This window comes from Sphingomonas abietis (assembly GCF_027625475.1).
GTDB lineage: Bacteria > Pseudomonadota > Alphaproteobacteria > Sphingomonadales > Sphingomonadaceae > Solisphingomonas > Solisphingomonas abietis.
Map to the genome: position 1 here is coordinate 3,142,783 of NZ_CP115174.1, position 24,977 is coordinate 3,167,759.

Below are 24,977 nucleotides of genomic sequence, written 5' to 3' on the forward strand. Positions count from 1 at the left end.
TCACGAAAGCGAAATCCGTGCAGGATCAGATCGGGGTGCCCGCCCGCATCGCCGCGCCCTTGTCGCCGCCGGTCAGCAGCGAGAGCAGGATCGCCCGGCACTGGCCGTCGATCACGCCATCCAGCGTCTCGGGCCGGAAGCGCCGCTGGAACGCCCGCACCGCCGCCGCCTGATCCACGATGTCATAGCCGAATCGCTCGAGCGCGAGCAGGAACCCTGCGTCGGTCCAATGCGGATCGGTGAGATATTGGGTCGGCCGCGGCAGCGCGAGCCGGAGCTTCGCCAGCCGCTCCCAATCGAACAATTCGCCCGGATCCTCCTTGCGGGCGGGGGCGATGTCGGAATGGCCGACGATGTTGCCGCGGGTGATGCCGTAGCGCGGCACCATCCCCATCATCAGCGTGACCAGCGCGGCCATCTGCGGCTCGGGAAAGGCGCGATAGCCGAATTCATGGCCGGGATTGACCATCTCGATGCCGATGCTCGCCGAATTGATGTCGGTCACGCCGCGCCAATAGCTCTTGCCGGCATGCCAGGCGCGCTTGTCCTCCTCGACCAGCCGGACGACCTGCCCGTCCTCGGTGATGAGATAGTGGGAGGAGACCTTCGCCTCCGGATCGGTCAGCCGGCGCAGCGCCTCGGCGCCGCTCGCCATGCCGGTATAGTGGATCACGACGATCGACACGGGCAGCGTCCGCTCGTCGAAATTGGGCGAGGGACATTCGATGATGGCAGCCATGACGCCAGACCTCGCCCTCCGGCGGTCGCACGTCAAGCGTTCAGCATGGGCCGTTCAGCGCCGGGATGCCGTCATCGTCGGCGACTGCGCGATGTCGACCCGCTTGCGATAGAGGCCGCGCGCCTCGAAATCGGAAACGAACGCGTCGGTCTGGCCCATCACCGTCTCGCCGGCACCGAGCATCAGCAGGCCGTCCGGCGCCATCGCGCTCGCGATCCGGCCGAAGACGAGGCTGCGCACGTCGGACGAGAAATAGAGCAGCACATTGCGACACAGCACCACGTCGAACAGGCCGACCGGCGGCGCCGCGAGCAGATTATGGGTGCGGAAGCGCACGGCCTGGCGCAGCGGCGCGGTAGCCTGCCAATATTCGCCATCCTGATCGAAGCGCCGCAACATCTGATTGACCGGCAGGCCGCGCTGGATCTCGAACTGCGAATAGCGCCCGAGCCGCGCCCGTTCGACCGCGACGGGCGAGAGATCGGTGCCGAGGATATCGATCGTCCAGCCGCGCCAGCGATCCGGCTGATCGGCGATCATCATCGCCAGCGTGTAGGCCTCCTGCCCGGTCGAACAGCCGGCCGACCAGATCCGCAACCGCCGCGACGCGGCACGCGCCGCCTGCAACCGCACCAGCCCCTGTTCGTCGAGCAGGCGGAAGGCGTTCAGATCGCGGTAGAAGAATGTCTCGTGATTGAGCAGCGCCTCGATCGCCTCATCGACCAGCGCCGCGTTGCGTCCCGCCGCCAGCCGATGGACCAGTTCGTCCAGCGAGGGCACGCCATGTTTCGCGATCAGCGGCCGCAGGGCCATGTCGATCCGCCAGCGACGGCCGATGGCCAGCTGCTGCCCGGTCCTCGCCTCCAGCAAACCGGCGAGAATGCGGATCGCGCTGTCGCTTATCTCCATAACGGCGACCGGCGCTGACTGCGCCCTTCGATCCGGTCGGCGATGCGCCGCGCGATGACGGCAGGGCGCGCGATCGTGGCGGCGAGCCCGGCCATCGCAATGCTGCCCGGCATCCCCCAGACCACCGAGCTGGCGCGGTCCTGCGCGGCCAGTTCGCCGCCGGTCGCGACGATGTCCCGCGCGCCGATCGAGCCGTCCCGGCCCATGCCAGTGAGGATCACGCCGAACGCGCGCTCCCGGAAATGCCGCGCCACCGCCTCCAGCATCGGATCCACCGAGGGCATGCAGGCCGAAGGCGCCGGATCGCGATTGAGGAAGATGCGCGGCAAGCCGCCGATCGACCGCAATCCGATATGGGCATCGCCCGGCGCCACCAGGATCTGCCCGCGCAGCAGGCTGACCCCGTCGCGGGCCACCGTGGCCGGACGGCCGGCGATATCGGTCATCTGGGCGGCAAAATAGGGCATGAAGCTGGCCGGCAGATGCTGGGTGATCAGGATCGGCATGTCGCAGCTGGCCGGCAACGCGCTGAAGAATTCGAGCAGGGCGTGCAGTCCGCCGGTCGACGCGCCGATGGCGAGACAATCGACCGGCCCGGACACCGGCCCGCGCAATACGTCCGGAGCCGGCGGCGGCACCGACGGCAGCTCGCGGCTCTCGTCGCGTTCGGCCGGCCGGCTCTCGCCGATGCGGCGCAGCTTTTCGACCAGCGAGGAGGCGAAATGATCGCGATAGGTGCCGGCCGTCGGCTTCTCCAGCGTATCGGACGCGCCCAACGTCAGCGCGCGGATGCAGGCATCGGCGCCCTCGCCGGCCGACGTCGATACGATGAGAACGCGCGCGCCGCGCCCGCGCGCGATGATCTCGGGCAGCGCGGTGAAGGGATCCATCCCCGGCATGGCCAGATCGAGCAACACGATATCGACGCGGGTGGAATCGAGCCGCGCCAGCGCCTGGTCCGCCGTACTGGCGGTCGCGACGATCTCGAATTCGGAATATTCGGCGATGATCGTCTGGAACACCGACCGCGCGACGATCGAATCGTCCACGATCATCAGCCTGATCGGCCGAAGATCCGCCTTACGCCCGTAGAGAGACGAACCGGGCATCGCGCCGGATCAGGCGACGCCGACCAGCTGAAACTTGCTCTCGAGCGTCTCGCGGTCGAACGGTTTCATGACATATTCGTCGGCACCGGCATCGATCGCGGCGCGGATATGGGCAATGCCGTTCTCGGTGGTGCAGAAGATCACCTTGGGGCGGGTGGTGAACTCTTCCTGGCCGAGCGCGCGGAGAAATTCGATCCCGCTCATCACCGGCATGTTCCAGTCGAGCAGCACGACGTCGGGCAGCGAGGCACGGCAGCTGTCCAGCGCTTCCTGGCCGTCACCCGCTTCACTCACGGTGAAATCGAGCGTCTCGAGGATATGGCGGGCGACCTTGCGGATCACCTTCGAGTCGTCGACAACCAAGCAGGTCTTCATCACTTCACCCTCGATGCAAGCACTTGTGCTGAAATGGTCTAGCCCAGAGTCCGTAAGGACAGGGTTAACGCGCCCCTCAGGCTGCCGCAGCCACCGGCGGCCCCGCCACGATCCGCGCCGGATCGAGCAGCAGCAGCGCGCGCTCCTGATGCTCGACGATGCCGAGCCCGGCATTGGCCCAGCCTCGTGACAGGCCGGCATGGAGCGGCAGGGGATCGCCGGTGATCGCCGCGACGTCGACCACCTCGTCCACCAGCAGGCCGTAGAGATGGTGGTCGATCGTCACCACCACCGCCTGGACGATGCCGTCCCGCGGGCTGACGCCGATTTCCAGCGCCGCATAGGTATCGATGATGGTCAGCACCCGGCTGCGCAGCGCGGCGAGGCCCGCAATATGGACCCCGGCGAGCGGCACCGGCGTGATCGCCTCGATCTCGACCACCGATTCGACCGCGTCGGCGGCCAGCGCGATCTCCTGCCCGGCGATGCGTGCGATGAGTTTCAGATCTTCCATCTCAGCGCCCTCCCTGGGCGGCGGCCAGGGCCGCGATCAGGCCGGAGCGGTCGTAGCGATAGATGCTGCCGGCCTCGGCGGCCGTCTCGTCGGCAGTGGCGCGCAGGCGGATGACGGACGCCGCCGGGAGCCCCTGCGCCGGCGCATGATCGACCGAGAAGATCGCGACCGCGGCCTCCTCGCCCGCCTCGCCGCTCCAGCCGACCCGATAGCCGGCCTGTTCCACGATCGGGCGCAATACGTCGCGCATCCATGGATCATTGCCATCGAGCACGCAGAGCGGGCGCTCGGCCCGCGCGACCGGGTTGGCGCCCGCCTGCCCGAACAGCCAGAAGCAGTCGATCAGTTCGACCTGATCATCGCCGACCAGCATCACGCCCGCGACCGGGCCGGGTTCGGCGACCGGCTGGACATCGGGGGCAAGCGCATGGATGTCGATCACCTCGCCGATGGCATAGCCGATCTCGTTGGCGCCGTCGCCGAGCAGCAGCACGCGGATGCGGCCATTCCTGTCGGGCAGCTGATCGTCGCAGCCGAACAGGGGCAGGATGCGCCCGTCATGGCTGAGCCGGAGCCGCCCGCCGACTCGCGCCACGGCGGACGCCGCGACATCCTCGATCCGCTCGACCAGGCTCAGCCGGATCGCGCGCACCGCCCCGTCGCAAGCGCGGAACAGCAGCGTCGGCACCGTCTCGACGCGGACGTCATCGGCATCGTTCTTGGCCGGCAACGCCGCCTCGGGCGCGCGCACGCCGGCGATCTGGGCGACGCCGGCCGGGTTGATCAGCAGCATCGGGCGGCCATTGTCGGGCAGCGTCGTGCCGGCATAGACGCCGGTCGCCATGATCGCGGGCGCAGCGGGCTTCACCACCAGTTCCTCATGATCCTGCACGCTATCGACCGACAAGGCATAGCGCTCGCCGCCCGACGCGCGAACGACGACGAGGATCGAGCGGCCGGGCGCGGCGTAGCTGGCGACCCCGAGCAGCTTGGCGAGATCGACCACCGGCACGCGCTCGCCACGAATGCGGGCGACCGGCGCCGAGCCGACCATCTCGACCTGCACCGAACCGCCATAGGAACGGACGATCTCGTCGACCGCGCCGCGTGGGATGGCGAACAGCTCGGAGCCGACCGCGAAGGTCAGCGCCGGGATGATGGTGAGCGTCATCGGCACGCGCAGCGTCAGCCGGCAGCCGCGACCGATCGCGGTATCGATCTCGACGGTGCCGCCGATCCGCTCGACGTTGGCGCGGACCACGTCCATGCCGACGCCGCGGCCGGAAATGGCGGTGACCGCATCGGCAGTGGAAAGCCCGGCGGCGAAGATCAGCTCCAGCCGCTCCTGCCGGCCCATCTGGCGGGCGCGGTCGGGGGTGACGATGCCGGCGGCGAGCGCCTTGGCGAGCAGGCGCTCATCATCGATGCCGCGCCCGTCGTCGGCGACCTCGATCAGGATCTGGTTGCCCGACTGGCGCGCATCGACGCGCAGCGTGCCGACCAGCGGCTTGCCGGCCTGCGCACGCGCCGCCGGCAGCTCGATGCCGTGATCGATCGAATTGCGGACGATATGGGTCAGCGGATCGCGGATCATCTCGATCATCTCGCGATCGAGCTCGACGTCGCCGCCGTCGATGACGAGGTGGATCTGCTTGTTCAGTTCGGCGGACAGATCGCGGACCATGCGCGGCAGGGCCGAGAACAGCCCGTCGATGCGCTGCATCCGGGTCCGCGTGATCGATTCGCGCATCTCGGCCACGCAGGCGGAGAGCCGCTCGAAGGCGGTGTCGACGATCGCGTCGCCGCCACGCTCGCGCAGCCGGCGGGAAAGTTCGTTGCGGGCCAGCACCATGTCCGACACGCCCGCCATCATGCGATCGAGCAGTTCGACCGGCAGGCGGATCGAGCGGGCCGGCGCGCGCGGCGCCGATTGCTGCTGGGCGACGACCGCGGCGGTCGGCTCGGCCGCCTCCACCTCATTATCCTCCAGTGCGAGGATCAGCGCGTCGTCACCGCCTTCGGGATAGGTTGCGCCGGCGGCCAGCGCCTCGACCTGCTCGCCGATGCGATCGATGATCGCGAGCACGGCGTTGACCAGCTTGCGATCGGCCGAGCGGTCGCCCGAGCGGACCTCGGCCAGCGCGCTTTCCGCGGCGTGGCTCAGTCGCTCGAGGCGCGGGAGATCGAGGAAGCCGCAGCTGCCCTTCACGGTATGGACGAAGCGGAAGATCGAATCGAGCCGCGCCCGATCGGCGGGGTCCGCTTCCCACGCGACGATCTCGCCGGCCAGCGGCTCCAGCGTCTCGCGCGTTTCCGCGATGAATTCGCCCAGAAGTTCTTCCATCGGCCCCGCTCACAAAGATACGGGGACCGCTATCGTCCGGCGATGGTAAAGAAGGCGTTAGCTTCGCGCCGGAGGACGGGCGGCGCGGCGGCCGTTCGGGCTCAGCTGCCGTGCGGGATCGCGCAGCCGACCATCAGCACGCCGTCCTGCGGCTCGGAGATCATCACCTCGCCGCCGCGCTCGTTGGCCAGATGCCAGACCAGCCATGCCGCCGAGGCGCGCGGGGTCAGCGCTTCCTGCGCGGTGCCGCCGGTCAGCGCGGTGCGCAGCTCGGGATCGAGCACGATACGCGGCCCTTCGGAGCGAATCACGATCTCGGTGGCGGTGGCGCCATTCTCCACGCCGATGTCGAGGCGGCCGCCCCGCACCAGCGCATCGCCGGCGATCAGCGCCAGGTTGAGCAGGATCTTGATCGGCCCCTTGCCGAGCGAGGCATCGCCGACCATCCAGCCGACCTGGATCCGCCGATCGCCGCCGAACAGCCCCTCGATTGCGGCGCGCACCTCACGGGTGTCGACCGAATCGCCGAAGCCGCCGGCCGCCCCAAAGGCGAGACGGAAGAATTTCAGCTTGTTGGCCGAGGCACGGGCGCTCTCCGCGAGCAGATCGAGGCAGCGCGCGCGCATTTCGGGGTCATGCTCGTCGGCGAGCAGCTCGATGCCGTTGTTCAGCGCCCCGACCGGCGACAGCAGATCGTGACACAGCCGGGAGCAGAGCAGGCTCGCAAACTCGATGCCGTCTCCAGCCGCCATGACATGTCCTCCCAACGCTTTCGTGAATCGCCGCCCTTGTGGCGATTGCGCCCCTCAAGCGCAACCGTCCTCGGCACCATTGATGAGGAGTTCGACCGGCGCGAACGCACCTTGCACCGCACCGCCCGGCGTCTCGCACCACAGACGCGCCGCGCCGGCCGCGACGATCAGCCACAGCCGGCCGGGACTCGTCGCCATCAGCGCGTCGCGGGCAGACGGCGTGGCGAGGCCGTTGGGGTGCGAATGATAATGGCCGATCAGACGATCCCCCCCCGTCCGCTCGGCCCGAAGCGCGGCGAACAGCGCGGCCGGATCGATCTCAAACGAGTCGGCGGGATGGGCGGCAACATTGGTGGTGCTCAGGACGGTCGCAATCCGTGCCACCGCCCTACCCCCGTTCGCCCCGAGCGCAGTCGAGGGGCCGGGCCGGGCGGAGATGCGGGCCGTCTCGGCCGCGCTCGACGGGGTGCCTCGACGGCGCTCGGGGCGAACGGATGCAGGATGGACGGATGCGGATCGGGCCGGCTTGGACGGGACAGCGGCGCCGAAATCTGAAGCCCCCAGCAGCAACCCGCACACCTCGCGCAGCGGGTCGCTTGCCGCATCCGCGAGCACCCGGTCGATCAATTCTCTTGAAATCGCCACGCGCATCCCCACATCCGCTAGCGGATGATCACGGGGGTTTCCAATATCGAAGCGCAGGTGCCGGCGGATTCCGACGGCTGGCGGCTGGATCGTGCGCTCGCCGCGGCGATTCCGTCGCTCTCGCGCGAGCGACTCAAGGTGCTGATCGCGTCCGGCGCGGTCAGCAATGACGGCCTGCTGGTGCGCGATCCGGCGATCAAGACGAAGAGCGGCACGACCTTCCTCGTCGCCGTGCCCGATCCGGCGCCGGCGCACAACGAAGCGCAGGCCATCCCGCTGGTGATCGCCTATGAGGACGAGCATCTGATCGTGGTCGACAAGCCGGCCGGCCTCGTCGTCCATCCGGCCGCCGGCAATTTCGACGGCACGCTGGTCAACGCCCTGCTCCACCATTGCGCGGGGCAGCTGTCCGGGATCGGCGGCGTGGCCCGTCCGGGCATCGTCCATCGCATCGACAAGGATACGTCCGGGCTGATCGTCGCCGCCAAGCATGATCGCGCGCATGTCGGCCTCGCCGCCCAGTTCGCCAAGCACAGCATCGATCGGCGCTACAAGGCGATCGTCAACGCCGTGCCGCTCCGGCTGGCCGGCAAGGTGGACGCCGCGCTGGCGCGATCGCCGACCGATCGCAAGAAGGTGGCGATCAGCGATGCCCCTCAGGCCAAGCGGGCTGTAACCCACTGGCAGTTGGAAACGAAATTGAAGGATGCGGCGCTCATAGAATGTCGGCTGGAGACCGGCCGGACTCATCAGGTCCGCGTCCACATGGCTTCGATCGGCCACCCGCTTCTCGGCGATCCGGTCTATGGACGCGCCGGGACGCGGCACGCCAAACTGTTGAAGGAGTTGGGGTTTCAAAGGCAGGCGTTGCACGCGGCGGTGCTCGGTTTCATCCACCCGATCACAAGCGCGTCTATCACACTGATCAGTAAAATTCCTGACGATATGCAGCGCCTGTTCAGCGAGCTTGCGTTATAAAGGTTTCAAGTCGGGACTGATCATCGAGTCGGCCCGTTCAGGTTAGGGAGACATGATTATGGCCAATGGCAAAGTCCCCGCGACCATCCCCGCATTGGGTGGTGAGCAGAGCCTCAACCGCTATATGTCGGAGATCCGCCGCTTTCCGATCCTCGCGCCCGAGGAAGAATATATGCTCGCCAAGCGCTTCCAGGAGCATGGCGATACCGAGGCCGCGTCCAAGCTGGTCACCTCGCATCTGCGCCTCGTGGCGAAGATCGCGATGGGCTATCGCGGCTATGGCCTGCCCGCGTCCGAGCTGATCTCGGAGGGCAATATCGGCCTGATGCAGGGCGTGAAGAAGTTCGAGCCCGAGCGCGGCTTCCGCCTCGCCACCTATGCGATGTGGTGGATCCGCGCCTCGATCCAGGAATATATCCTGCGTTCGTGGAGCCTGGTGAAGATGGGCACCACCGCCGCCCAGAAGAAGCTGTTCTTCAACCTGCGGCGGATGAAGTCCAAGCTCGACGCCTTCGAGGAGGGCGATCTCAACCCCGAGCATCTCGCCAAGATCGCCAAGGATCTCGGCGTGACCGAGGACGAGGTCAACTCGATGAACCGTCGCATGTCGATGGGCGGCGACTCGTCGCTCAACGCGCCGATGCGGGAGGATGGCGAGGGCAGCTGGCAGGATTGGCTGGTCGACAATGACCCGCTCCAGGACGAGCGGCTGGCCGAGAGCGAGGAGAAGACCGTCCGCCACGACCTGCTGGTCGAGGCGATGGACGATCTCAACGATCGCGAGAAGCACATCCTGGCGGAGCGCCGGCTGGCCGACGACCCCAAGACGCTGGAAGAGCTCTCCCAGGTCTATGGCGTCTCGCGCGAGCGGGTCCGCCAGATCGAGGTCCGCGCGTTCGACAAGCTCCAGAAGGCGATGATCCGGCTGGCCGGCGGCAAGGGACTGCTGCCCGCAATGGCCTGATCCAGCCATCGGTATGGACGATGCAAAAGGGCGTCCCGCGACAAGCGGGGCGCCCTTTTCTCTTGGCCCGGCTATTGGGCTGCCATTGGCATGAACGCACCACTCTTTGATCGTCATCCCGAACTTGATCCGGGATCCAGAGCTACCATCGCCGGTGCCCGAGGCTCTGGATCCTGACTGTCGTCAGGATGATGGGAAGTGGTGGAGAGGCGATAGTCAGGTCTCGGGGCAGCAAGAGCTATAGCTGCCGTCCCGAAAACGATGCAGTATCGGGAATTGCAACCATCGGCCGGTTGCCGTAGAATGATCATGTTCTCGGGAGTTTTTCGAAATGATCCAGCGTCACCGCTAAAGCGGGAGGGCACACGCGAGCGGAGTGATCCGCCGACTGGACTCTGGTTTCGAGAACATCATGCAAAGATTGAATAACAAGACGTGCGTCGTCACTGGCGCGGCGCGTGGCATCGGCCGCGCTATTGCGGCCCGCTTCCATGACGAAGGCGCCATCGTCACCGACATAGATGAAGCGACAGGGGCGGCTACTGCGGCCGAGATCGGGTGTCGGTTCGAACCACTCGACGTGCGCGAGGAAGACCATTGGGTTCGGTTGGCCGGCGTCGTTCCGGTTGCCGACGTGGTGGTGAACAATGCCGGCGTGACCGGCTTTGAGACGGGCATGACTCCGCACGATCCGGAACACGCCAGCCTGGCGGATTGGCGCGAGGTCCACCGCGTCAACCTCGACGGAACGTTCCTCGGCTGTCGCTATGCCATCGGCGCGATGAAGAACGCAGGAAATGGCTCGATAATCAACATATCGTCGCGCTCGGGCTTGGTCGGCATCCCCGGCGCGGCAGCCTATGCTTCGTCCAAGGCAGCGATCCGTAACCACAGCAAAACGGTCGCGCTTTACTGCGCGCAGCAAGGTTGGAGGATACGCTGCAACTCGATCCACCCGGCGGCGATCCTCACGCCGATCTGGGAGCCGATGTTAGGAACTGGTCCCGATCGGGACGCCAAGGTTCAGGCGCTCGTCGCGGACACACCGCTCAAGCGGTTCGGGATGCCTGATGAAGTCGCGGCCATTGCCGTAACCCTTGCCTCGGACGAAGCGACCTATGTCACCGGCACGGAGGTCAACATCGACGGCGGGTTGCTTGCCGGGTCTGCTGCTTCACCCGGTTAAGCTCATTGGTGGCCATGGTCGATCACGCCCACCGCCCTTCCCGGAAAGAACGCCCGGCGGGAAGTGCGGACCGGGACTGCTACAAGTGCCCGAACCGACCGGTTTCGGGGAGCTGTCGCCATCCGCTGAGCGGCCGAGAATGGGGCGAAACCCGTCATCCGGCTTTCCATCGAGGCAGATAATCTCCGCCACTGCGGGGCCGGATCCGTTCGATCGTTCGCTGGCCGGCGACAAGGCCGCCGAACACGCCACCCCCGCCAGCCCTCTTCCAAAGTAGGATTTCGTCTGTCACGGTCCTGGTGAGTGGGGATGCGACCGGTGCAGGCCTCGCCGTCGCAGGAGTTATTTTCTTGGCTTTTCCGTTGTCGATTTCGCCCACTTCGCACGGCGGACGCTGACCATGGACGGCGCACCTGTCAGCACCAGCCCCGCCCCGCCCCGCCGCCGCGTCACCCTCGGCCGCCTGGTCCGCTGGCTGTTCAAGGCGCTCCTGTGGTTCGTCGGGCTGTCGGTGCTGTGGGTCGCGATCTACCGCTTCGTGCCGCCGCCCGTCACCGTCACCATGCTGACCAACGCGCTCGACGGGCGCGGGATCAGCAAGGACTGGATGCCGCTCGCCAGGATCGATCCCAACATGGCGCGGGCCGCGATCGGCGCCGAGGATTCGCGCTTCTGCTATCATCACGGCTTCGATTTCACCGCGATCCAGAAGGCGATGGCGCATAATGAGGACAGCAAGCGCATCCGCGGCGGATCGACGATCAGCCAGCAGACCGCCAAGAACGTCTTCCTCTGGCAGGGCCGCTCCTATGTCCGCAAGGGGCTGGAGGCGTGGTTCACCGTCCTGATCGAGGCGATCTGGGGCAAGCACCGGATCATGGAGATGTATCTGAACGTCGCCGAGACCGGGATCGGCACCTATGGCGTCAATGCCGGTTCGATGCGCTATTTCCACCATGACGCGAGCCATATGTCGGCCACCGAGGCCGCGCGGATCGCCGCCATCCTACCGCTGCCCAAGGTGCGTGGCGCGGTGGCGCCGGTCGGCTATGTCCGCCGCTACGGCAACCGTATCGCGGCGCGCATCGCTACGGTAAGATCGGGCGGATATGATAGCTGCCTGCGCTAGACGGGCAGCGACACTTGGGAGAAGAGCCGTGAAACCTCGTCACCTTCTGCTCGCGACCCTGGCCACGCTGATGCTGCCGGCGGCCACGCTGTCGACGCCACCGCTCTATCTCGCGGCCGTCTCCGATCCGGGCCGCCCGGCCGCGGACAAGGCCCGCGATGCCGACCGCAAGCCCGCCGACATGCTCGCCTTCGCCAAGGTGAGGCCGGGGCAGACCGTGGTCGATTACATCCCGAGCAAGGGCTATTTCACCCGCCTGTTCAGTGCCGCCGTCGGCCCCAAAGGCAAGGTCTATGCGGTGACGCCGCAGCTGATGCTCGATCTGTTCGCCAAGGGCGGCCATCCGGCGCCGCCGTCGGTCACCACCGAACCGGGGCGCGGCAATGTTCAGGATGCGGTGGCCAAGGATGGTTCGCTCGGCGTGCCCGACGCCACCGTCGATCTCGTCTGGACCGCGCAGAATTACCACGACATCCACATCTTCGCCGGGGCGGACGGCGCGGCGCAGCTCAACAAGGCGGCGTTCGCGGCGCTGAAGCCCGGCGGGCTGTACGTGGTGCTCGATCACGCCGCCCAGCCCGGCCTCGACGATGCCGGCATGAAGACGCTGCACCGGATCGACGAGGCGCTGGTGAAGAAGGAGGTGCTGGCCGCCGGTTTCGTCGCCGATGGCGAAAGCGATGCCCTGCGCAACCCGGCCGATCCGCACAGCGCCAACGTGTTCGATCCGTCGATCCGGGGAAAGACGGACCAGTTCATCCTGCGCTTCAGAAAACCGAAATAAGCACCTGAATCAGCAGGAGATCAGAAGGGTAGCTTGAAGCCGGGCGGGAGCGGCATACCGGCGGTCATCTTGCCCATCTCCTGCTGGCTGACGACATCCGCCTTGGTGCGGGCATCGTTGAAGGCGGCGGCGATCAGGTCTTCGAGCATCTGTTTCTCGGACGGATTCAGCAGGCTCTCGTCGATGTCGATGCCGGTGACGCGACCCTTGGCGGTGGCCTGGACCTTGACCAGCCCGCCGCCGGCCGCACCTTCGACCTGGACCTGATCCAGCGTGTCCTGCGCCTTGCTCAGCTGGTCCTGCACATTCTGCGCGGCCTTCATGAGTTCTTCGATGTTCATGCGATACTCCGTTGATCGTCTTCGATAAGTTCGGCGCCGGGGAAGGCGGCGAACACCGCCGCGACCACCGGGCTCTCGCGAATGGCGCGATCCTCGTCCGCCTTGGCGGCGAGTTCCTGCTCGCGCAAGGTTGGCGCGCCGGGCTGGTCGCTCATCACCACCTTCCAGCCGATCGGCGCGATATCGTCCAGCGCCTTGGCGACATGGCCGTCGATCGGGCGGCGGGGGCACAGCTCCAGCTCGGGCGGCGCGTAACGGATCACGCTGGCATAATCGTGGAGCTGCTGCGCGAGATGGGCATGGCGGCCGGACACCGCCTCCACCAAAGCGGCGAAGCTCTCGGGCGCACGCACGACGGGGGGAGCCGGCGCAACCGCTACCACGCTCGCGCTCGGGCCTGACCCGCCGGCCGCCGGCGCCACCGGCGGCGCGGCATCCAGCGCCGGCATCGGCTCGCCCGATTGCAGGCGCCGCAGCAACTCGCCGGGATCGGGCAGCGAACTGGCATGGACGACGCGGAGCAGCGCCATCTCGGCGGCCTCCATCGGCATCGCCGTGGTCTCGACCTCGCTCAGCCCCTTGAGCAGCAGCTGCCACAGCCGGTGGAGCGTCGCATGGCCGAGCTTGCCGGCCCATGCGTCCAGCGCCTGCCGTTCCTCGACCGACTGCGCCGGATCGGGCACGCCGCCGGCCTTGGCCCGCGTGATGCCATGGACCGCCTCCAGCAGCCCGCGGAACAGCGCAGCGGGCTCGACGCCCAGCACATGTTGCTCGGCCAGCGCCGCCAGCACCGCCGGGGCATCGCCGGACAGCAGCAGCGCGAACAGCCGCCGCACCGCGCCGCGGTCGGACAGGCCGAGCATCTCGCGCACCTGCGCGGCCGAGACGCCGGAGGCCTCGGCGCCGGCGTGGGCGATGGCCTGATCGAGGATCGACAGCCCGTCGCGCGCGCTCCCTTCGGCGGCGCGTGCGATCAGCGCCAGCGCCTCGGGCTCGGCCGCAACCTCCTCCGCTTCCACGACATGGGCGAAATGCTGGGCGAGCAGCTCCGCCGAGATCCGCCGCAGGTCGAAGCGCTGGCAGCGCGACAGCACCGTGATCGGCACCTTGTTCACTTCGGTGGTCGCGAACAAAAACTTAACGTGCGCAGGGGGTTCCTCGAGCGTCTTCAAAAGCGCGTTGAACGCATTCTTCGACAGCATGTGGACTTCGTCGATGATGTAGATCTTGTAGCGCGCCGAGACCGCCGCATAGCGCACCGCCTCGATGATCTCGCGCACGTCATCGACGCCGGTGTGGGAGGCGGCGTCCATCTCGACCACGTCGATATGGCGCCCCTCGGCGATCGCCTTGCACGGCTCGCAGACGCCGCAGGGATCGATCGTCGGGCCGCCCTGCCCGTCCTCGCCGATGCAGTTCAGCGCCTTGGCGATCAGCCGCGCGGTGGAGGTCTTCCCCACCCCGCGCACGCCGGTCATCAGAAAGGCATGGGCCAGCCGCCCGCGCCGGATCGCATTGCCCAGCGTCTGCACCATCGCATCCTGCCCGATGAGCTGGTCGAAACGCTGCGGCCGGTATTTGCGCGCGAGCACGCGATAGGGTGCGGATTCTGTCATCGCCGCCAATCTAGTCGCCGACCTCGCCACATGCCAGCCGGCGAATCCGTTCCGGCATCACGCGCCACGCGAAATCCACCGCCATTCCCGGACAGGAGGACGGATAAGGATGCTGCGGACTATGGTGAGGGTGGGAGCCGGAACGACCCGACGAGAAATCGTTGTGGCTGCTTCCTTCCGGACCTGACCAAGTTGGCGACGACGTCGTCCGCCCGACTCCCGGCGCGCCCAATAAGCGAGGCGGGGCGGGCTGGCAAGGGTCTGGCAGCGGAGTGCCGCGCGGCCTATCGTGGCGGCCATGACCCGCCGCATCGCATCCTGCTCCTGTGGAGCGCTGACCGTCGCCTGCGAGGGCGAGCCGGTCCGGGTGTCGGTGTGCCATTGCCTCCACTGCCAGCGCCGTTCGGGCAGCAGCTTCGCGGCGCAGGCGCGCTTCGACGAGGCGCACGTCGCGTTCGCCGGGCCGTGGCGTGAATGGGTGCGCACCAACGACGATGGCGGCCATGCCCGCCATCGCTTCTGCCCCGATTGCGGATCGACCGTGGCCTATACACTCGATCGCGATCCGGGCGTGGTGGCGATCGCGATCGGTGCGTTCGCCGACCCGGCTTTTCCGGCGCCGGAATATTCGGTCTACGAAGAGCGCAAGCATCGCTGGGTGGCGACCCTCGGCGAGAGCATCGATCACTTCGACTGAACGGTTCGCAATGGGGCTCAGCGCCCGGTCATGTTCCGCGCCGCGCCCGGCATCCGCACCGTCAGGCTGCCCAGCGCATCGGTCAGCCAGATCTGGCAGGCGAGACGCGAGGTGCGGGTGACGTGCGCGGCGAGATCGAGCAGGTCTTCTTCCATCTCGGAGGCGGGTGGCAGCTGCGCGAAATCCTCCGCCGCCACCACGACATGGCAGGTCGAGCAGGCCATCTGGCCCTCGCACGTCCCTTCGAGCGGCTGGTCGGCCGCCTGGGCCACGTCGAGCAGACGCTCGCCGGCCGGCGCTTCGACCTCGGCCGAGAGGTCGCCAGCCGCATCGAGAAAGCGGACGCGGGTCATGGCAGCGCGCGCTGGCGGTCGGCCGCTTCACAGATCATCGTCATCGCCGTCTCGATCTCCCCTGATGTCGTATAGCGGCCGAAGCCGAGCCTGATGCTGGACCGGGCCTCGGCAGACGCCAGCCCGATCGCCTCCAGCACATGGCTCGGCCGCCCCGATCCGCTGGCACAGGCGGAGCCGGCCGAAAAGGCGATATCGCGCAGATCGGCCATCAGCCGCGATACGTCGAGGCCCTCGCGGCGGACGTTAAGGTTGCCGTGCCAGCGTTGATCCGCCGATCCGTTCAGCATCCAACCATCGAGCAGGCCCCTCGCCTGATGCCACAAGGTTTCGACATGCGCCGCATCGGCCGCGATCCGATCGAACGCCAGCGCTGCCGCCGCACCGAATCCGGCACAGAGCGCCGGCGCCAGCGTGCCGGAACGCAGTCCGCCCTCCTGCCCGCCGCCGTGCATCAGCGGCGCCGGCACGATGCCGTCGCGCAGCCACAGCGCGCCTATGCCCTTCGGCCCGTGGATCTTGTGCGCCGAGATCGCGACCAGGTCGCAGGCCTCGACCGGCAGCGGCACCCGGCCATAGCCCTGCACCGCATCGCAGATCATCACCGCCCCCGCCGCCCGCGCCAGCGCGCCGAGTTCGGCGATCGGCTGGATCGTGCCGATCTCGTTGTTGACCAGCATCGCCGCGACCAGCGCGGTATCGCCGTCGATCATTGCGCGCGCGGCATCGAGATCGACGATCCCGTCGCGCGTCACCGTCAGGATGACCACCTCATGCCCCTGCCGGCCCAGCCAGGCGACCGTATCGAGCACCGCGGCATGTTCGATCGCGGTGGTGACGATACGGCGACGCGGGCTGGCTTCGGCCCCGATTGTCTCCACGATGCCCTTGATCGCCCAGTTGAGCGCCTCGGTGGCGCCGCCGGTGAACAGCAGTCGCCCGCCGGGGCCGAACGGTGCCGCGATCCGGTCGCGCGCATACTCCACCGCCGCCCGCGCGGCGCGGCCCATGCGATGCGGCGAATGGGGATTGCCGAAGCCCTCCTCCCACAGCGGCCGCATCGCGGCGAGCGCCTCGGGGGCGAGCGGCGTGGTCGCCTGATAATCGAGATAGATCATGCCGCGCGGGACCGGGCATCGGCGGCGATCGCCCGCCACTGGTCGGCGAAGCGCCAGACGTCTTCGCGCCGCGTGGTGCGGCCGAAGCTCACCCGGATCACCTCGGACGCCGCCTGCGGGTCCAGGCCCATCGCGGCGAGGACGTGGCTGGGCTTGAGACTGCCCGACGAGCAGGCGCTGCCCGCCGACACCGCGAAGCCGGCGCTGTCGAAGCGGATCAGCTGCGCCGCCGCTGCCATGCCCGGCATCCGGTAGGAGGCGATGGTCGGCAGCCGCGGCGCGCCGCGCGCGACGATCTCGCCGCCCTCCTCCTCGATCACGCCATCCAGGTGCGCGCGCAATTCGGTGACCCGCTCCATCCAGCCCGGCCCTTCCGCCAGCGCTGCCGCCATGCCGGCGATCGACGGCATATCCTCGGTGCCGCCGCGATAGCCCTGTTCCTGCCCGCCGGACGGCGCCAGCGTCGCCAGATCGCGCACCAGCAGCGCACCGACGCCCGGCGGCCCGCCGAATTTGTGCGCCGAGAAGGCCAGGAAATCGGCATCCGGCAGCGTCATCTTGCCGACCGCCTGGGTGGCATCGCACAGCCACAGCCCGCCGGCCTGGCGCACCGTCTCGCCGATCATCCGGGCGGGCTGGATCACGCCGGTCTCGCTGTTGACCAGCTGCACCGCGACCAGCGGCGCATGGCCGGGCCGTTCGCCGGCCTGTTCGAGCGCCAGCGCGAGCCCGACATCGGTGACGCGCCCGTCGCTCCCCACCGGCAACGCGATCGCCCCCTCGCTCACCCGGCGCACCGCGTCATGCTCGACCGTCGAGACGATCCGGCGTGCCGTTTTCGCCCGCGCCATCACCATGGCGATGCCCTCGCTCGCGCCGCTGGTGAACAGGATCGCGCCGCGCCAGCCCAGCGCTTCGGCGATCCGCACCCGCGCCGCCTCCAGCGCGGCACGCGCCGCCCGGCCCTCGGCATGGGGCGAGGACGGGTTCGCCCAATGCCCATAGGCCTCCATCATCGCGGCACGGGCGACGGGGCGCAGCGGGGTGGTCGCGGCATGATCGAGATAGACGCGGGGTGGCATCTGCGGGGAACGGCTCCAGATTCGTTGCTTTGACAAGCCCCCTTTCTATATAGGACGCGGTTCGCGCGGCCAGTGCCGCCCCCTCAGGTTCGTCAGGTCCCATGCCCGAAGTCATCTTTCCCGGCCCCGAAGGCCGCCTCGAAGGTCGTTTCACCCCCGGTCCGCGTCCGCGCGCACCCGTCGCGCTGATCCTCCATCCGCACCCGCAGGCGGGTGGCACGATGAACAACGCGATCGTCCAGGCCCTGTTCAAGACCTATGTGCGCCGCGGCTTCGCCACGTTGCGCTTCAATTTCCGTGGCGTCGGCAAGTCGCAGGGCGTGTTCGACAATGGCATCGGCGAGCTGTCCGATGCGGCGAGCGCGCTCGACTGGGTGCAGTCGATCCACCCGGAAGCCTCGCAGACCTGGATCGCCGGCTACAGCTTCGGCGCCTGGATCGGCATGCAGCTGCTGATGCGCCGCCCGGAAGTGCGCGGCTTCATCTCGATCGCACCGCCGGCGAGCATGTATGATTTCAGCTTCCTCGCCCCCTGCCCGTCGTCCGGCATCCTGATCCAGGGCGACGCCGACGAGGTGGCGACACCGGCCGCGACCCAGAAGCTGGTCGACAAGCTGCGCACCCAGAAGCACATCACCATCCACCACGACACCATCCCGCAGGCGAACCATTTCTTCGCGAACGAGATGGAGCCGCTGATGAAGTCGGTGGACGGCTATCTGGACATGCGGCTGAAGTGAGGCCGCAACCCGTTCGGGCTCGGCCTGAACGGGTTTCCCCTGTCAGGATCGGGGCCGGACCTGCGCTGCGCGTCGCGCTGCGTAGGTCCGGCCCCCGTTCATCCCGAGCGACGTCGAGGGACATCGTGCGAGTACGGCGTCTCAAGCAGGTGCCTCGACTTCGCTCGGCACGAACGGTTCCAGTTGCACGCGTGCGCCTCTAACTCGCCAGCCGGCGGAAGGTCGCCGGATCGACATTGCCGCCCGAGACCAGCAGCACGGTGCCGGCCAGCGACACCTTGCCCGCCAGCGCCGCCGCCAGCGCCACCGCGCCGCCCGGCTCCGCCACGATCTTGAGCCGCTCGAAGGCGAAGCGCATCGCCTCTGCCACCTCGGCCTCGCTCACCGCCACCCCGGTCGCACCGCGCCCTTTCAGGATATCGAAAGTCAGCGGCGCCACCCGCAGCGTCTGGAGCGCATCGCAGGATGTCGCCGGCGGGTCGGGCTGGACCGGCACGATCTCGCCCCGGCGCAGCGATTCGCCCATATCGTCCCAGCCCTCCGGCTCGGCCACGATGATGTCGGCATCGGGCGCCCCCAGCGCGATGCCGGACGACAGCCCGCCGCCGCCACAGCAGACCGCGATCCGCTCGACATCCCGCCCGGTCTGCGCGCGATATTGCGCGGCGATCTCCAGCCCCGCCGTACCCTGCCCTTCCACGATCCAGGGATCGTCGAAGCTCGGCACCAGCACCGCGCCGCGTTCCTGCGCGACCCGCGCGGCGATCGCCTCACGGCTTTCGGTCAGCCGGTCATAGAACAGGATCTCGGCGCCCGCGGCCTGCGTGCCCGCTACCTTGGCGGCCGGCGCGTCGGCCGGCATCACGATCAGCGCCGGCATCCCCAGTCGCTGCGCCGCCCACGCCACGCCCTGGGCATGATTGCCCGACGAGAAGGCGACGACCCCCGCCGCGCGCCCTTCCGCCGGGATCGACGACAATCGCCACCACGCCCCGCGCAATTTGAAGCTGCCGGTGCGCTGAAGGCATTCGGCCTTGATATGGACCGGTTCACCCCGGATCTCGGTTGAAATCAGGGGCGTCAGAACCCCTATTCCGGTCAGGGCATGCGCTGCGGCGCGGATACCCGAAAGAGTCGGCGACCGATCCGTTAACGGATGGGGTGATTCGGCGGCAAAAATGGCTGTTCTCCGCGGTTTCCCATGGGCCTTTACAGGGGGGGCAGCGATACGTATATCGCACTCCCTCGCTGCCCCATGGGACTTCCAACCGCAAGGCAGCAATTGCTCTGTAACTGCTCCTGGAGGTCCCTTGAATTGCACAAGCATCATAGCGCGCTGGGGGTAGCTGCGGCCCTTCGACCGGTTCAGTCGGTCACGCTCGTTCGTCCGCATGCCGCAGAGCGTGCCGCCCGCTTCTTTTCGGAGAAGTTTCCGGGACGGTCGCTCTATGCGGTGAAGGCGAACCCGTCTCCCGATCTGCTGCTCACTTTGTGGGAAGGCGGCATCACGCATTATGACGTCGCCTCGATCGCCGAGGTCCGTCTGGTCGCGCGGACGTTGCCGGAAGCGACGCTCTGCTTCATGCATCCGGTGAAGGCGGAAGAGGCCATCGCCGAGGCCTATTTCACCCATGGCGTCCGCACCTTCTCGCTGGATAGCCACGAGGAGCTCGACAAGATCGTGCGCGCCACCAAGGGTGCGACCGACCTGACCCTGTGCGTGCGCCTGCGCGTGTCGTCGGATCATTCCAAACTCAGCCTCGCGTCGAAGTTCGGCGTCGATCTGGCCGATGCCGCCTCGCTGCTGATGGCGACCCGCCAGGTCGCCGACGCGCTCGGCATCTGCTTCCACGTCGGTTCGCAGGCGATGAGCCCGCAGGCCTATTCGGATGCGATGGCGCGCGTGCGTGCCGCGATCGTCTCGGCGTCGGTCACCGTGGACGTCATCGACGTCGGCGGCGGCTTCCCGTCGGCCTATCCGGGCATGACCCCGCCGCCGCTCGAGCAATATTTCCGCACCATCCACGAGGCGTTCGAGAGCCTGCCGGTGTCCTACTCCGCCGAATTGTGGTGCGAGCCGGGCCGCGCGCTGTCGGCCGAATATGCCTCGCTGCTGGTCCGGGTCGAGCGTCGTCGCGGCGACGAGCTCTACATCAACGACGGTGCCTATGGCGCGCTGTTCGATGCGGCGCACATCGGCTGGCGCTTCCCGGTCGCGCTGCTGCGCGAGCCGGAGAGCCACGCCAAGGATGTCGGCTTCAGCTTCTATGGCCCGACCTGCGACGACATGGATCGCATGGCCGGCCCGTTCGAGCTGCCGGCGGACACCCGGGTCGGCGATTTCATCGAGATCGGGATGCTCGGCGCCTATGGCTGCGCGATGCGAACCGCCTTCAACGGCTTCACCAACGGCGACACGGTCATCGTGGACGACGAGCCGATGGCCAGCCTCTACACCGAGACGGTTCGCCCCGCCGAAGTGGCAGGGCGCGTCATCAAGCTGTAAAGGCTTCCCACCAATTCAATTCCGTTCCCCGGCGGAAGCCGGGGCCCAGGGCTGCATGCGCAGCCTTCGGGGCTCTGGACCCCGGCTTCCGCCGGGGAACAGGCACTGCCTGTGAAAGGTCATAGAATGAACGACGAAACCCCGATCAACGACACCCGCAAGGCGGAGCTGCTCTCCACCCTCGTCGAGCATGTCGACATCACCAGCTTCGATGCGCGCCCGATCGTGGACGCCATGAAGAAGATGAGCTTCACCTCGCGTGATCTCGGCCGTGCCACCGACATCTACAACCAGATGCTGGCGGACCCGGAATGCTCGGTGATCCTCGTCGTCGCGGGCTCGACCTCGGCCGGCGGCTGCATGGACCTTTATGCCGAGCTGGTGCGCAACAACATGGTCGACGCGATCGTCGCCACCGGCGCCACCATCGTCGACATGGATTTCTTCGAGGGCCTCGGCCACAAGCATTATCAGGCGCTCGAAGTGCCGGACGACGACACGCTGCGCTCGCTCTACATCGATCGCATCTACGATACCTATATCGATGAGGTCGCCCTCCAGAACGTCGATCACACCATCTTCGAGATCGCCGAGACGCTGGACGCCAAGCCCTATTCGTCGCGCGCCTTCATCAAGGCGATGGGCAAATATCTGGTCGAGCACGGCAAAAAGGACAACAGCCTGGTCAAGCTCGCCTACGAGCATGACGTGCCGATCTTCTGCCCGGCCTTCACCGACTCGTCGGCCGGCTTCGGGCTGGTCAAGCACCAGGTCGATGCGGTGAAGGCCGGCAAGCCGTACATGACGCTCGACAGCATCGCGGACTTCCGCGAGCTGACCGACATCAAGATCAAGGCCGGCACCACCGGCCTGCTGATGATCGGCGGCGGCGTGCCGAAGAACTTCGTGCAGGACACCGTGGTCTGCGCCGAAATCCTCGGCCACGACGATGTCGAGGTCCACAAGTACGCGATCCAGATCACCGTGGCCGACGTGCGCGACGGCGCCTGCTCCTCCTCGACGCTGCAGGAAGCGGCATCGTGGGGCAAGGTGAACACCGCGCTCGAGCAGATGGTCTATGCCGAAGCGACCTCGGTGCTGCCGCTGCTGGCGTCGGACGCCTATCATCGCGGCCTGTGGAAGACCCGCGAGAAGCGCGCCTTCGCCAAGATGTTCGCGGACGATTAAGCGCGATTTCGAAGCGGATGGCGTCATCCGCTGACCCGGAAATCGCGGTCGACCGAAAACAGGGGCGGGTTGTCCGATTCGATCGGATAAGCCGCCCCTATGGATTCCCCTCGCTCCCGCGCCGCGCTATGCTGCGGTGCGAGAGCGAGGAATTTATGCGCACGATGACCACATTGGCCCTGCTGGCGAGCGCGCTGCTCGTCGCGGCCTGCAACACCGTCCATGGCATGGGTGAAGACGCCCGCTCGGTCGGCCGCGTCTTTTCGCACGATTCCAATGGCGATCACCGCAACCGCTGATCGCATTCCCGTGGGCTAAGGGAGGCCTTAGCGCCGGAAGCTCGCCGCCAGCTCGACATGGGTGGACCAGCGGAACTGGCCGACCGGCCTGATCCATTCGATCCGCCAGCCGCCGTCGATCAACGCCCTGGCATCGCGGGCGAAGGTGGCGGGGTTGCACGAGACATAGGCGATGCGGCCGCAGCTCGCCTCCGCCAGTGCCGCCACCTGCTCCTTGGCGCCGGCGCGCGGCGGATCGAGCACCACCGCCTCGAAGCGCGACAATTCGGCGGCGGTGTAAGGCCGGCGGAACAGATCGCGATGGTCCGCCACCAGCTGGCGCCCGGCCCGCGCCGCCGCCGCCTTGAGCGACAGCGTCGCATCGCGCGCGCCTTCCGCCGCCAGCACTTTCGCGGACATGGACAAGGGCAGCGCGAAGGTGCCGAGGCCGGCGAAGAGATCGGCGACGATCTTGGCCTCGCCGACGCCATCGCGCACCGCATCGAGCAGCGCCGCCTCGCCATCGGCGGTCGCCTGGAGGAAACCGCCCGCCGGCAGGGCGACCGCGACCCCGCCCAGCGTCACCGTCACCGGCTCCGGCTCCCAGCGCGCCTCGGGGCCGTAGCCGCCATCGACCGACAGCCGTGCGAGGCCGTGGGCCTTGGCGAAATCGGTGATCGCCTCGATCGCGGCGAGGCCGTCGGGCTCGACGCCGGTGATCAGCACGTCGATCCCCTGATCGGCCAGCGCCAGTTCGACGCCAGCGCCGCGCCGATCGGCGATCAGCGTGCCGAGCAGCGTCCGCAGCGGCGCCAGCATCGCGAACAAGGCAGGCGCGAGGATCCAGCATTCCGCGAGATCGACGATCTTGCGGCTCTGCCCCTCGTTGAAGCCGAGCAGCACCCGCTTGCCCTGCCGCTCGGCCCGCAGCGAGGCGCGGCGGCGGGTGCGCGGCGGCGAGAGATGCGGGGGCGCTATCTCCGCCGAAAGCTGCTGCGAGGCGAGCGCGGAGGCGATGCGATCGACCAGATAATCGGCATAGGCGGCATCGTCGACATGCTGGAGCGTGCAGCCGCCGCAGGTCGGGAAATGGCGGCAAGGCGGGGCCTGGTGATGCGCCCCGGGGGTGACGGCACCGAATTCGTCGACCAGATCGCCCGGCACGGAGAATGGCACGGCGCGGCCATCGTCGGTCATGCCGTCGCCCCGCGCCGCCAGTCTCGTAATCAGCGCATCGGTCACAGGCAGGACTCCACGGCGGCGGACAAATGCGAGACGAGATCGTCCGCGATCAGCAAAGGGCCGGCCCGCCGCGCCGCCGCCGCATGGAGCCACACCGCCGCCGCCGCCGCTGCGAACGGATCGTCCTGCTGCGCCAGCATCGTGCCGAGCACGCCGGCCAGCACATCGCCGGTGCCGGCGCTCGCCAGCCAGGCCGGCGCGGGCGGATCGATCATTGCCCGGCCATCGGGATGGGCGATCACGGTGCAGGCGCCCTTGAGCAGCAGGATCGCGCCGCTCCGCCGGGCGCCCTCCCGCGCCTTGTCGAGCGCCGAGCCTTCCACATCGGGGAAGAGCCGCGCATATTCGCCCATATGCGGCGTCAGCACCATCGGCGCGATGCGATCCGGCAGCCGATCGAGCCCCTGTTTCGCCAGCAGCGACAGCGCATCGGCGTCGAGCACCAGCGGCCGATCGGTGGCGAGCGCCGCGTCCAGCCGTGCCCGCGCGGCTTCGTCCGCGCCGAGACCGGGGCCGATCACGATCGCGCCGACGCGCTTGTCCGCGAGCGCGGCCTCGTCCCACGCCCGGCGGACCAGCGCGTGCGGTACGCCGCTGCCTTCGCTGCCGACCAGTTCGACATAGCCCGCCCCGGCGCGCTGGGCAGCGAGCGCGGACAGCATCGTCGCGCCCGGCATCGCGCCGGCCACCACCAGCACCTTGCCGCGGGTATATTTGTTCGCCTCGAAGCCCGGCGTCGCGATCGCCGGCCGTGCGATCTCGATCACCCCGCGCGGCAGATCGTGCAGGCCGATGTCGGCGACCACCACCGCGCCGCACCGTGCGACCGCCGGCAGCAGCCGGTGCGCCCGCTTGAGCGCGCCGAGCGCGACGGTGCAGTCGACCGCCGGCAAGCTGGTCAGCACGGCGCCATCGTCCGTCGCGATCCCGCTCGGCAGGTCGATCGCCACCCGATAGCGCGCCGCCGCCAGCAGGCGTTCGGCCGGCCCCGCGATCTCGGCATCGAGCGGCCGCGACAGGCCGGTGCCGAACAACGCATCGACGACGATATCGGCGGGCGCCGCCCGGTCGAGCGGCTCGACATCGCCGCCCCACAGCTCGCGCGCCGCCCGCGCCGCATCGGTGTTCGGTTCGCCGGAGGCCGCGACCCGCACCGTCACGCCGCGCGCGCGCAGCCGCGCCGCGATCACATAGCCGTCGCCGCCATTATTGCCCGGCCCGCACAGCACCAGCGTCGGCCGCGGGCCATAGCGATCCCAGAGGATATCGGCGGCCGCCCGCCCCGCCCGCGTCATCAGCGCGAACACGGAGACGCCCTGCGCGAACAGAGCCTGCTCCGCTGCCTTCGTCTCGGCGGCGGTGAGGATCGGGCGGCCTTTCACGGTCAT

Annotated in this window: 26 protein-coding genes and 1 other RNA gene; 10 read left to right on the forward strand and 17 right to left on the reverse strand. The window is 68.2% G+C overall.

The window, feature by feature from the left end:
- Positions 1–25 precede the first annotated feature (25 nt).
- The 8 genes from PBT88_RS14820 to PBT88_RS14855 all read right to left on the reverse strand — a co-directional run bounded on the left by PBT88_RS14820 (position 26) and on the right by PBT88_RS14855 (position 7,387).
- Complete coding sequence (locus PBT88_RS14820; protein WP_270076097.1) at positions 26–739, reverse strand: N-acetylmuramoyl-L-alanine amidase; 714 nt, start codon at positions 737–739, stop codon at positions 26–28.
- Positions 740–793: 54 nt separating this feature from the next.
- Positions 794–1,648 (reverse strand): CheR family methyltransferase, encoded by an 855-nt coding sequence (locus tag PBT88_RS14825; RefSeq protein WP_270076098.1) that lies wholly within the window; start codon positions 1,646–1,648, stop codon positions 794–796.
- Positions 1,639–2,703: a chemotaxis protein CheB gene (locus tag PBT88_RS14830; RefSeq protein WP_270076099.1), complete on the reverse strand. Its 1,065-nt coding sequence runs from the start codon at positions 2,701–2,703 to the stop codon at positions 1,639–1,641. Before PBT88_RS14830 ends, PBT88_RS14825 begins: the two co-directional genes overlap by 10 nt.
- Positions 2,704–2,766: 63 nt before the next feature.
- Positions 2,767–3,132 (reverse strand): response regulator, encoded by a 366-nt coding sequence (locus PBT88_RS14835; protein ID WP_270076100.1) that lies wholly within the window; start codon positions 3,130–3,132, stop codon positions 2,767–2,769.
- 76 nt (positions 3,133–3,208) lie between these two features.
- The gene (locus PBT88_RS14840) at positions 3,209–3,646 is read right to left on the reverse strand and encodes a chemotaxis protein CheW (protein WP_270076101.1); all 438 of its coding nucleotides are present in this window, start codon (positions 3,644–3,646) and stop codon (positions 3,209–3,211) included.
- Between the two features lies 1 nt (position 3,647).
- Complete coding sequence (locus PBT88_RS14845; protein WP_270076102.1) at positions 3,648–5,990, reverse strand: chemotaxis protein CheA; 2,343 nt, start codon at positions 5,988–5,990, stop codon at positions 3,648–3,650.
- Positions 5,991–6,091: 101 nt separating this feature from the next.
- A complete protein-coding gene (locus tag PBT88_RS14850) occupies positions 6,092–6,742 on the reverse strand; it encodes a histidine phosphotransferase family protein (RefSeq protein WP_270076103.1) in 651 nt (216 codons plus the stop codon).
- 54 nt (positions 6,743–6,796) lie between these two features.
- Positions 6,797–7,387 carry a M67 family metallopeptidase gene (locus PBT88_RS14855; protein WP_326521544.1) on the reverse strand — a complete coding sequence of 197 codons (591 nt, stop codon included), beginning with the start codon at positions 7,385–7,387 and terminating at the stop codon, positions 6,797–6,799.
- Positions 7,388–7,411: 24 nt separating this feature from the next.
- On the opposite strand from PBT88_RS14855, the gene PBT88_RS14860 reads away from it, so the two are divergent.
- From PBT88_RS14860 to PBT88_RS14880, 5 genes are all read left to right on the forward strand, one after another.
- Entirely contained in the window at positions 7,412–8,365 is a 954-nt protein-coding gene (locus PBT88_RS14860; RefSeq protein WP_270076105.1) for an RluA family pseudouridine synthase, read from the forward strand.
- Between the two features lie 58 nt (positions 8,366–8,423).
- Positions 8,424–9,329 carry an RNA polymerase sigma factor RpoH gene (gene rpoH / locus PBT88_RS14865; RefSeq protein ID WP_270076106.1) on the forward strand — a complete coding sequence of 302 codons (906 nt, stop codon included), beginning with the start codon at positions 8,424–8,426 and terminating at the stop codon, positions 9,327–9,329.
- 412 nt (positions 9,330–9,741) lie between these two features.
- Complete coding sequence (locus tag PBT88_RS14870) at positions 9,742–10,515, forward strand: SDR family oxidoreductase (protein ID WP_270079280.1); 774 nt, start codon at positions 9,742–9,744, stop codon at positions 10,513–10,515.
- A 400-nt stretch (positions 10,516–10,915) separates the two neighbouring features.
- Positions 10,916–11,644: a monofunctional biosynthetic peptidoglycan transglycosylase gene (mtgA, locus tag PBT88_RS14875; RefSeq protein ID WP_270076107.1), complete on the forward strand. Its 729-nt coding sequence runs from the start codon at positions 10,916–10,918 to the stop codon at positions 11,642–11,644.
- A 28-nt stretch (positions 11,645–11,672) separates the two neighbouring features.
- Positions 11,673–12,428 (forward strand): class I SAM-dependent methyltransferase, encoded by a 756-nt coding sequence (locus PBT88_RS14880; RefSeq protein ID WP_270076108.1) that lies wholly within the window; start codon positions 11,673–11,675, stop codon positions 12,426–12,428.
- A 20-nt stretch (positions 12,429–12,448) separates the two neighbouring features.
- Here the strand turns inward: PBT88_RS14880 and PBT88_RS14885 are convergent, their stop codons facing one another.
- The 3 genes from PBT88_RS14885 to ffs all read right to left on the reverse strand — a co-directional run bounded on the left by PBT88_RS14885 (position 12,449) and on the right by ffs (position 14,609).
- Positions 12,449–12,769 carry a YbaB/EbfC family nucleoid-associated protein gene (locus PBT88_RS14885; RefSeq protein ID WP_270076109.1) on the reverse strand — a complete coding sequence of 107 codons (321 nt, stop codon included), beginning with the start codon at positions 12,767–12,769 and terminating at the stop codon, positions 12,449–12,451.
- Positions 12,766–14,415: a DNA polymerase III subunit gamma/tau gene (locus tag PBT88_RS14890; RefSeq protein WP_270076110.1), complete on the reverse strand. Its 1,650-nt coding sequence runs from the start codon at positions 14,413–14,415 to the stop codon at positions 12,766–12,768. The genes PBT88_RS14885 and PBT88_RS14890 overlap by 4 nt, the downstream gene beginning before the upstream one ends.
- A 96-nt stretch (positions 14,416–14,511) precedes the next feature.
- Positions 14,512–14,609: signal recognition particle sRNA small type (gene ffs / locus PBT88_RS14895), an RNA gene on the reverse strand.
- 74 nt (positions 14,610–14,683) lie between these two features.
- Between ffs and PBT88_RS14900 the strand changes: the two genes are divergently transcribed.
- A complete protein-coding gene (locus PBT88_RS14900) occupies positions 14,684–15,082 on the forward strand; it encodes a GFA family protein (RefSeq protein WP_270076111.1) in 399 nt (132 codons plus the stop codon).
- A 17-nt stretch (positions 15,083–15,099) separates the two neighbouring features.
- On the opposite strand, the gene PBT88_RS14905 is transcribed toward PBT88_RS14900, so the two are convergent.
- Genes PBT88_RS14905 through PBT88_RS14915 form a run of 3 tightly spaced genes read right to left on the reverse strand, consistent with a single transcriptional unit; the run spans position 15,100 to position 17,635 of the window.
- Positions 15,100–15,435 carry a 2Fe-2S iron-sulfur cluster-binding protein gene (locus tag PBT88_RS14905; RefSeq protein ID WP_270076112.1) on the reverse strand — a complete coding sequence of 112 codons (336 nt, stop codon included), beginning with the start codon at positions 15,433–15,435 and terminating at the stop codon, positions 15,100–15,102.
- Positions 15,432–16,553: a cysteine desulfurase family protein gene (locus tag PBT88_RS14910; protein ID WP_270076113.1), complete on the reverse strand. Its 1,122-nt coding sequence runs from the start codon at positions 16,551–16,553 to the stop codon at positions 15,432–15,434. Before PBT88_RS14910 ends, PBT88_RS14905 begins: the two co-directional genes overlap by 4 nt.
- Positions 16,550–17,635, reverse strand: coding sequence for a cysteine desulfurase family protein (locus PBT88_RS14915; RefSeq protein ID WP_270076114.1), 1,086 nt, complete (start codon positions 17,633–17,635; stop codon positions 16,550–16,552). The genes PBT88_RS14910 and PBT88_RS14915 overlap by 4 nt, the downstream gene beginning before the upstream one ends.
- A gap of 101 nt (positions 17,636–17,736) precedes the next feature.
- Between PBT88_RS14915 and PBT88_RS14920 the strand changes: the two genes are divergently transcribed.
- Positions 17,737–18,375, forward strand: a complete 639-nt coding sequence (locus PBT88_RS14920) for an alpha/beta hydrolase (protein ID WP_270076115.1) — start codon at positions 17,737–17,739, stop codon at positions 18,373–18,375.
- A gap of 199 nt (positions 18,376–18,574) precedes the next feature.
- On the opposite strand, the gene PBT88_RS14925 is transcribed toward PBT88_RS14920, so the two are convergent.
- On the reverse strand, positions 18,575–19,498 hold the full coding sequence (locus PBT88_RS14925) for a threonine ammonia-lyase (protein ID WP_407696565.1): 924 nt from the start codon (positions 19,496–19,498) through the stop codon (positions 18,575–18,577).
- Between the two features lie 192 nt (positions 19,499–19,690).
- On the opposite strand from PBT88_RS14925, the gene PBT88_RS14930 reads away from it, so the two are divergent.
- The 3 genes from PBT88_RS14930 to PBT88_RS14940 all read left to right on the forward strand — a co-directional run bounded on the left by PBT88_RS14930 (position 19,691) and on the right by PBT88_RS14940 (position 22,368).
- Positions 19,691–20,881, forward strand: coding sequence for a type III PLP-dependent enzyme (locus PBT88_RS14930; RefSeq protein ID WP_270076116.1), 1,191 nt, complete (start codon positions 19,691–19,693; stop codon positions 20,879–20,881).
- A gap of 126 nt (positions 20,882–21,007) precedes the next feature.
- Complete coding sequence (locus tag PBT88_RS14935) at positions 21,008–22,069, forward strand: 1,9-bis(guanidino)-5-aza-nonane synthase (RefSeq protein ID WP_270076117.1); 1,062 nt, start codon at positions 21,008–21,010, stop codon at positions 22,067–22,069.
- 164 nt (positions 22,070–22,233) lie between these two features.
- Complete coding sequence (locus PBT88_RS14940) at positions 22,234–22,368, forward strand: entericidin EcnAB (RefSeq protein WP_326521545.1); 135 nt, start codon at positions 22,234–22,236, stop codon at positions 22,366–22,368.
- Positions 22,369–22,395: 27 nt separating this feature from the next.
- On the opposite strand, the gene PBT88_RS14945 is transcribed toward PBT88_RS14940, so the two are convergent.
- Together PBT88_RS14945 and PBT88_RS14950 are read right to left on the reverse strand one after the other, a co-directional pair.
- Positions 22,396–23,589, reverse strand: a complete 1,194-nt coding sequence (locus PBT88_RS14945; protein ID WP_270076119.1) for a class I SAM-dependent RNA methyltransferase — start codon at positions 23,587–23,589, stop codon at positions 22,396–22,398.
- Positions 23,586–24,977, reverse strand: a complete 1,392-nt coding sequence (locus PBT88_RS14950; protein ID WP_326521546.1) for an NAD(P)H-hydrate dehydratase — start codon at positions 24,975–24,977, stop codon at positions 23,586–23,588. Before PBT88_RS14950 ends, PBT88_RS14945 begins: the two co-directional genes overlap by 4 nt.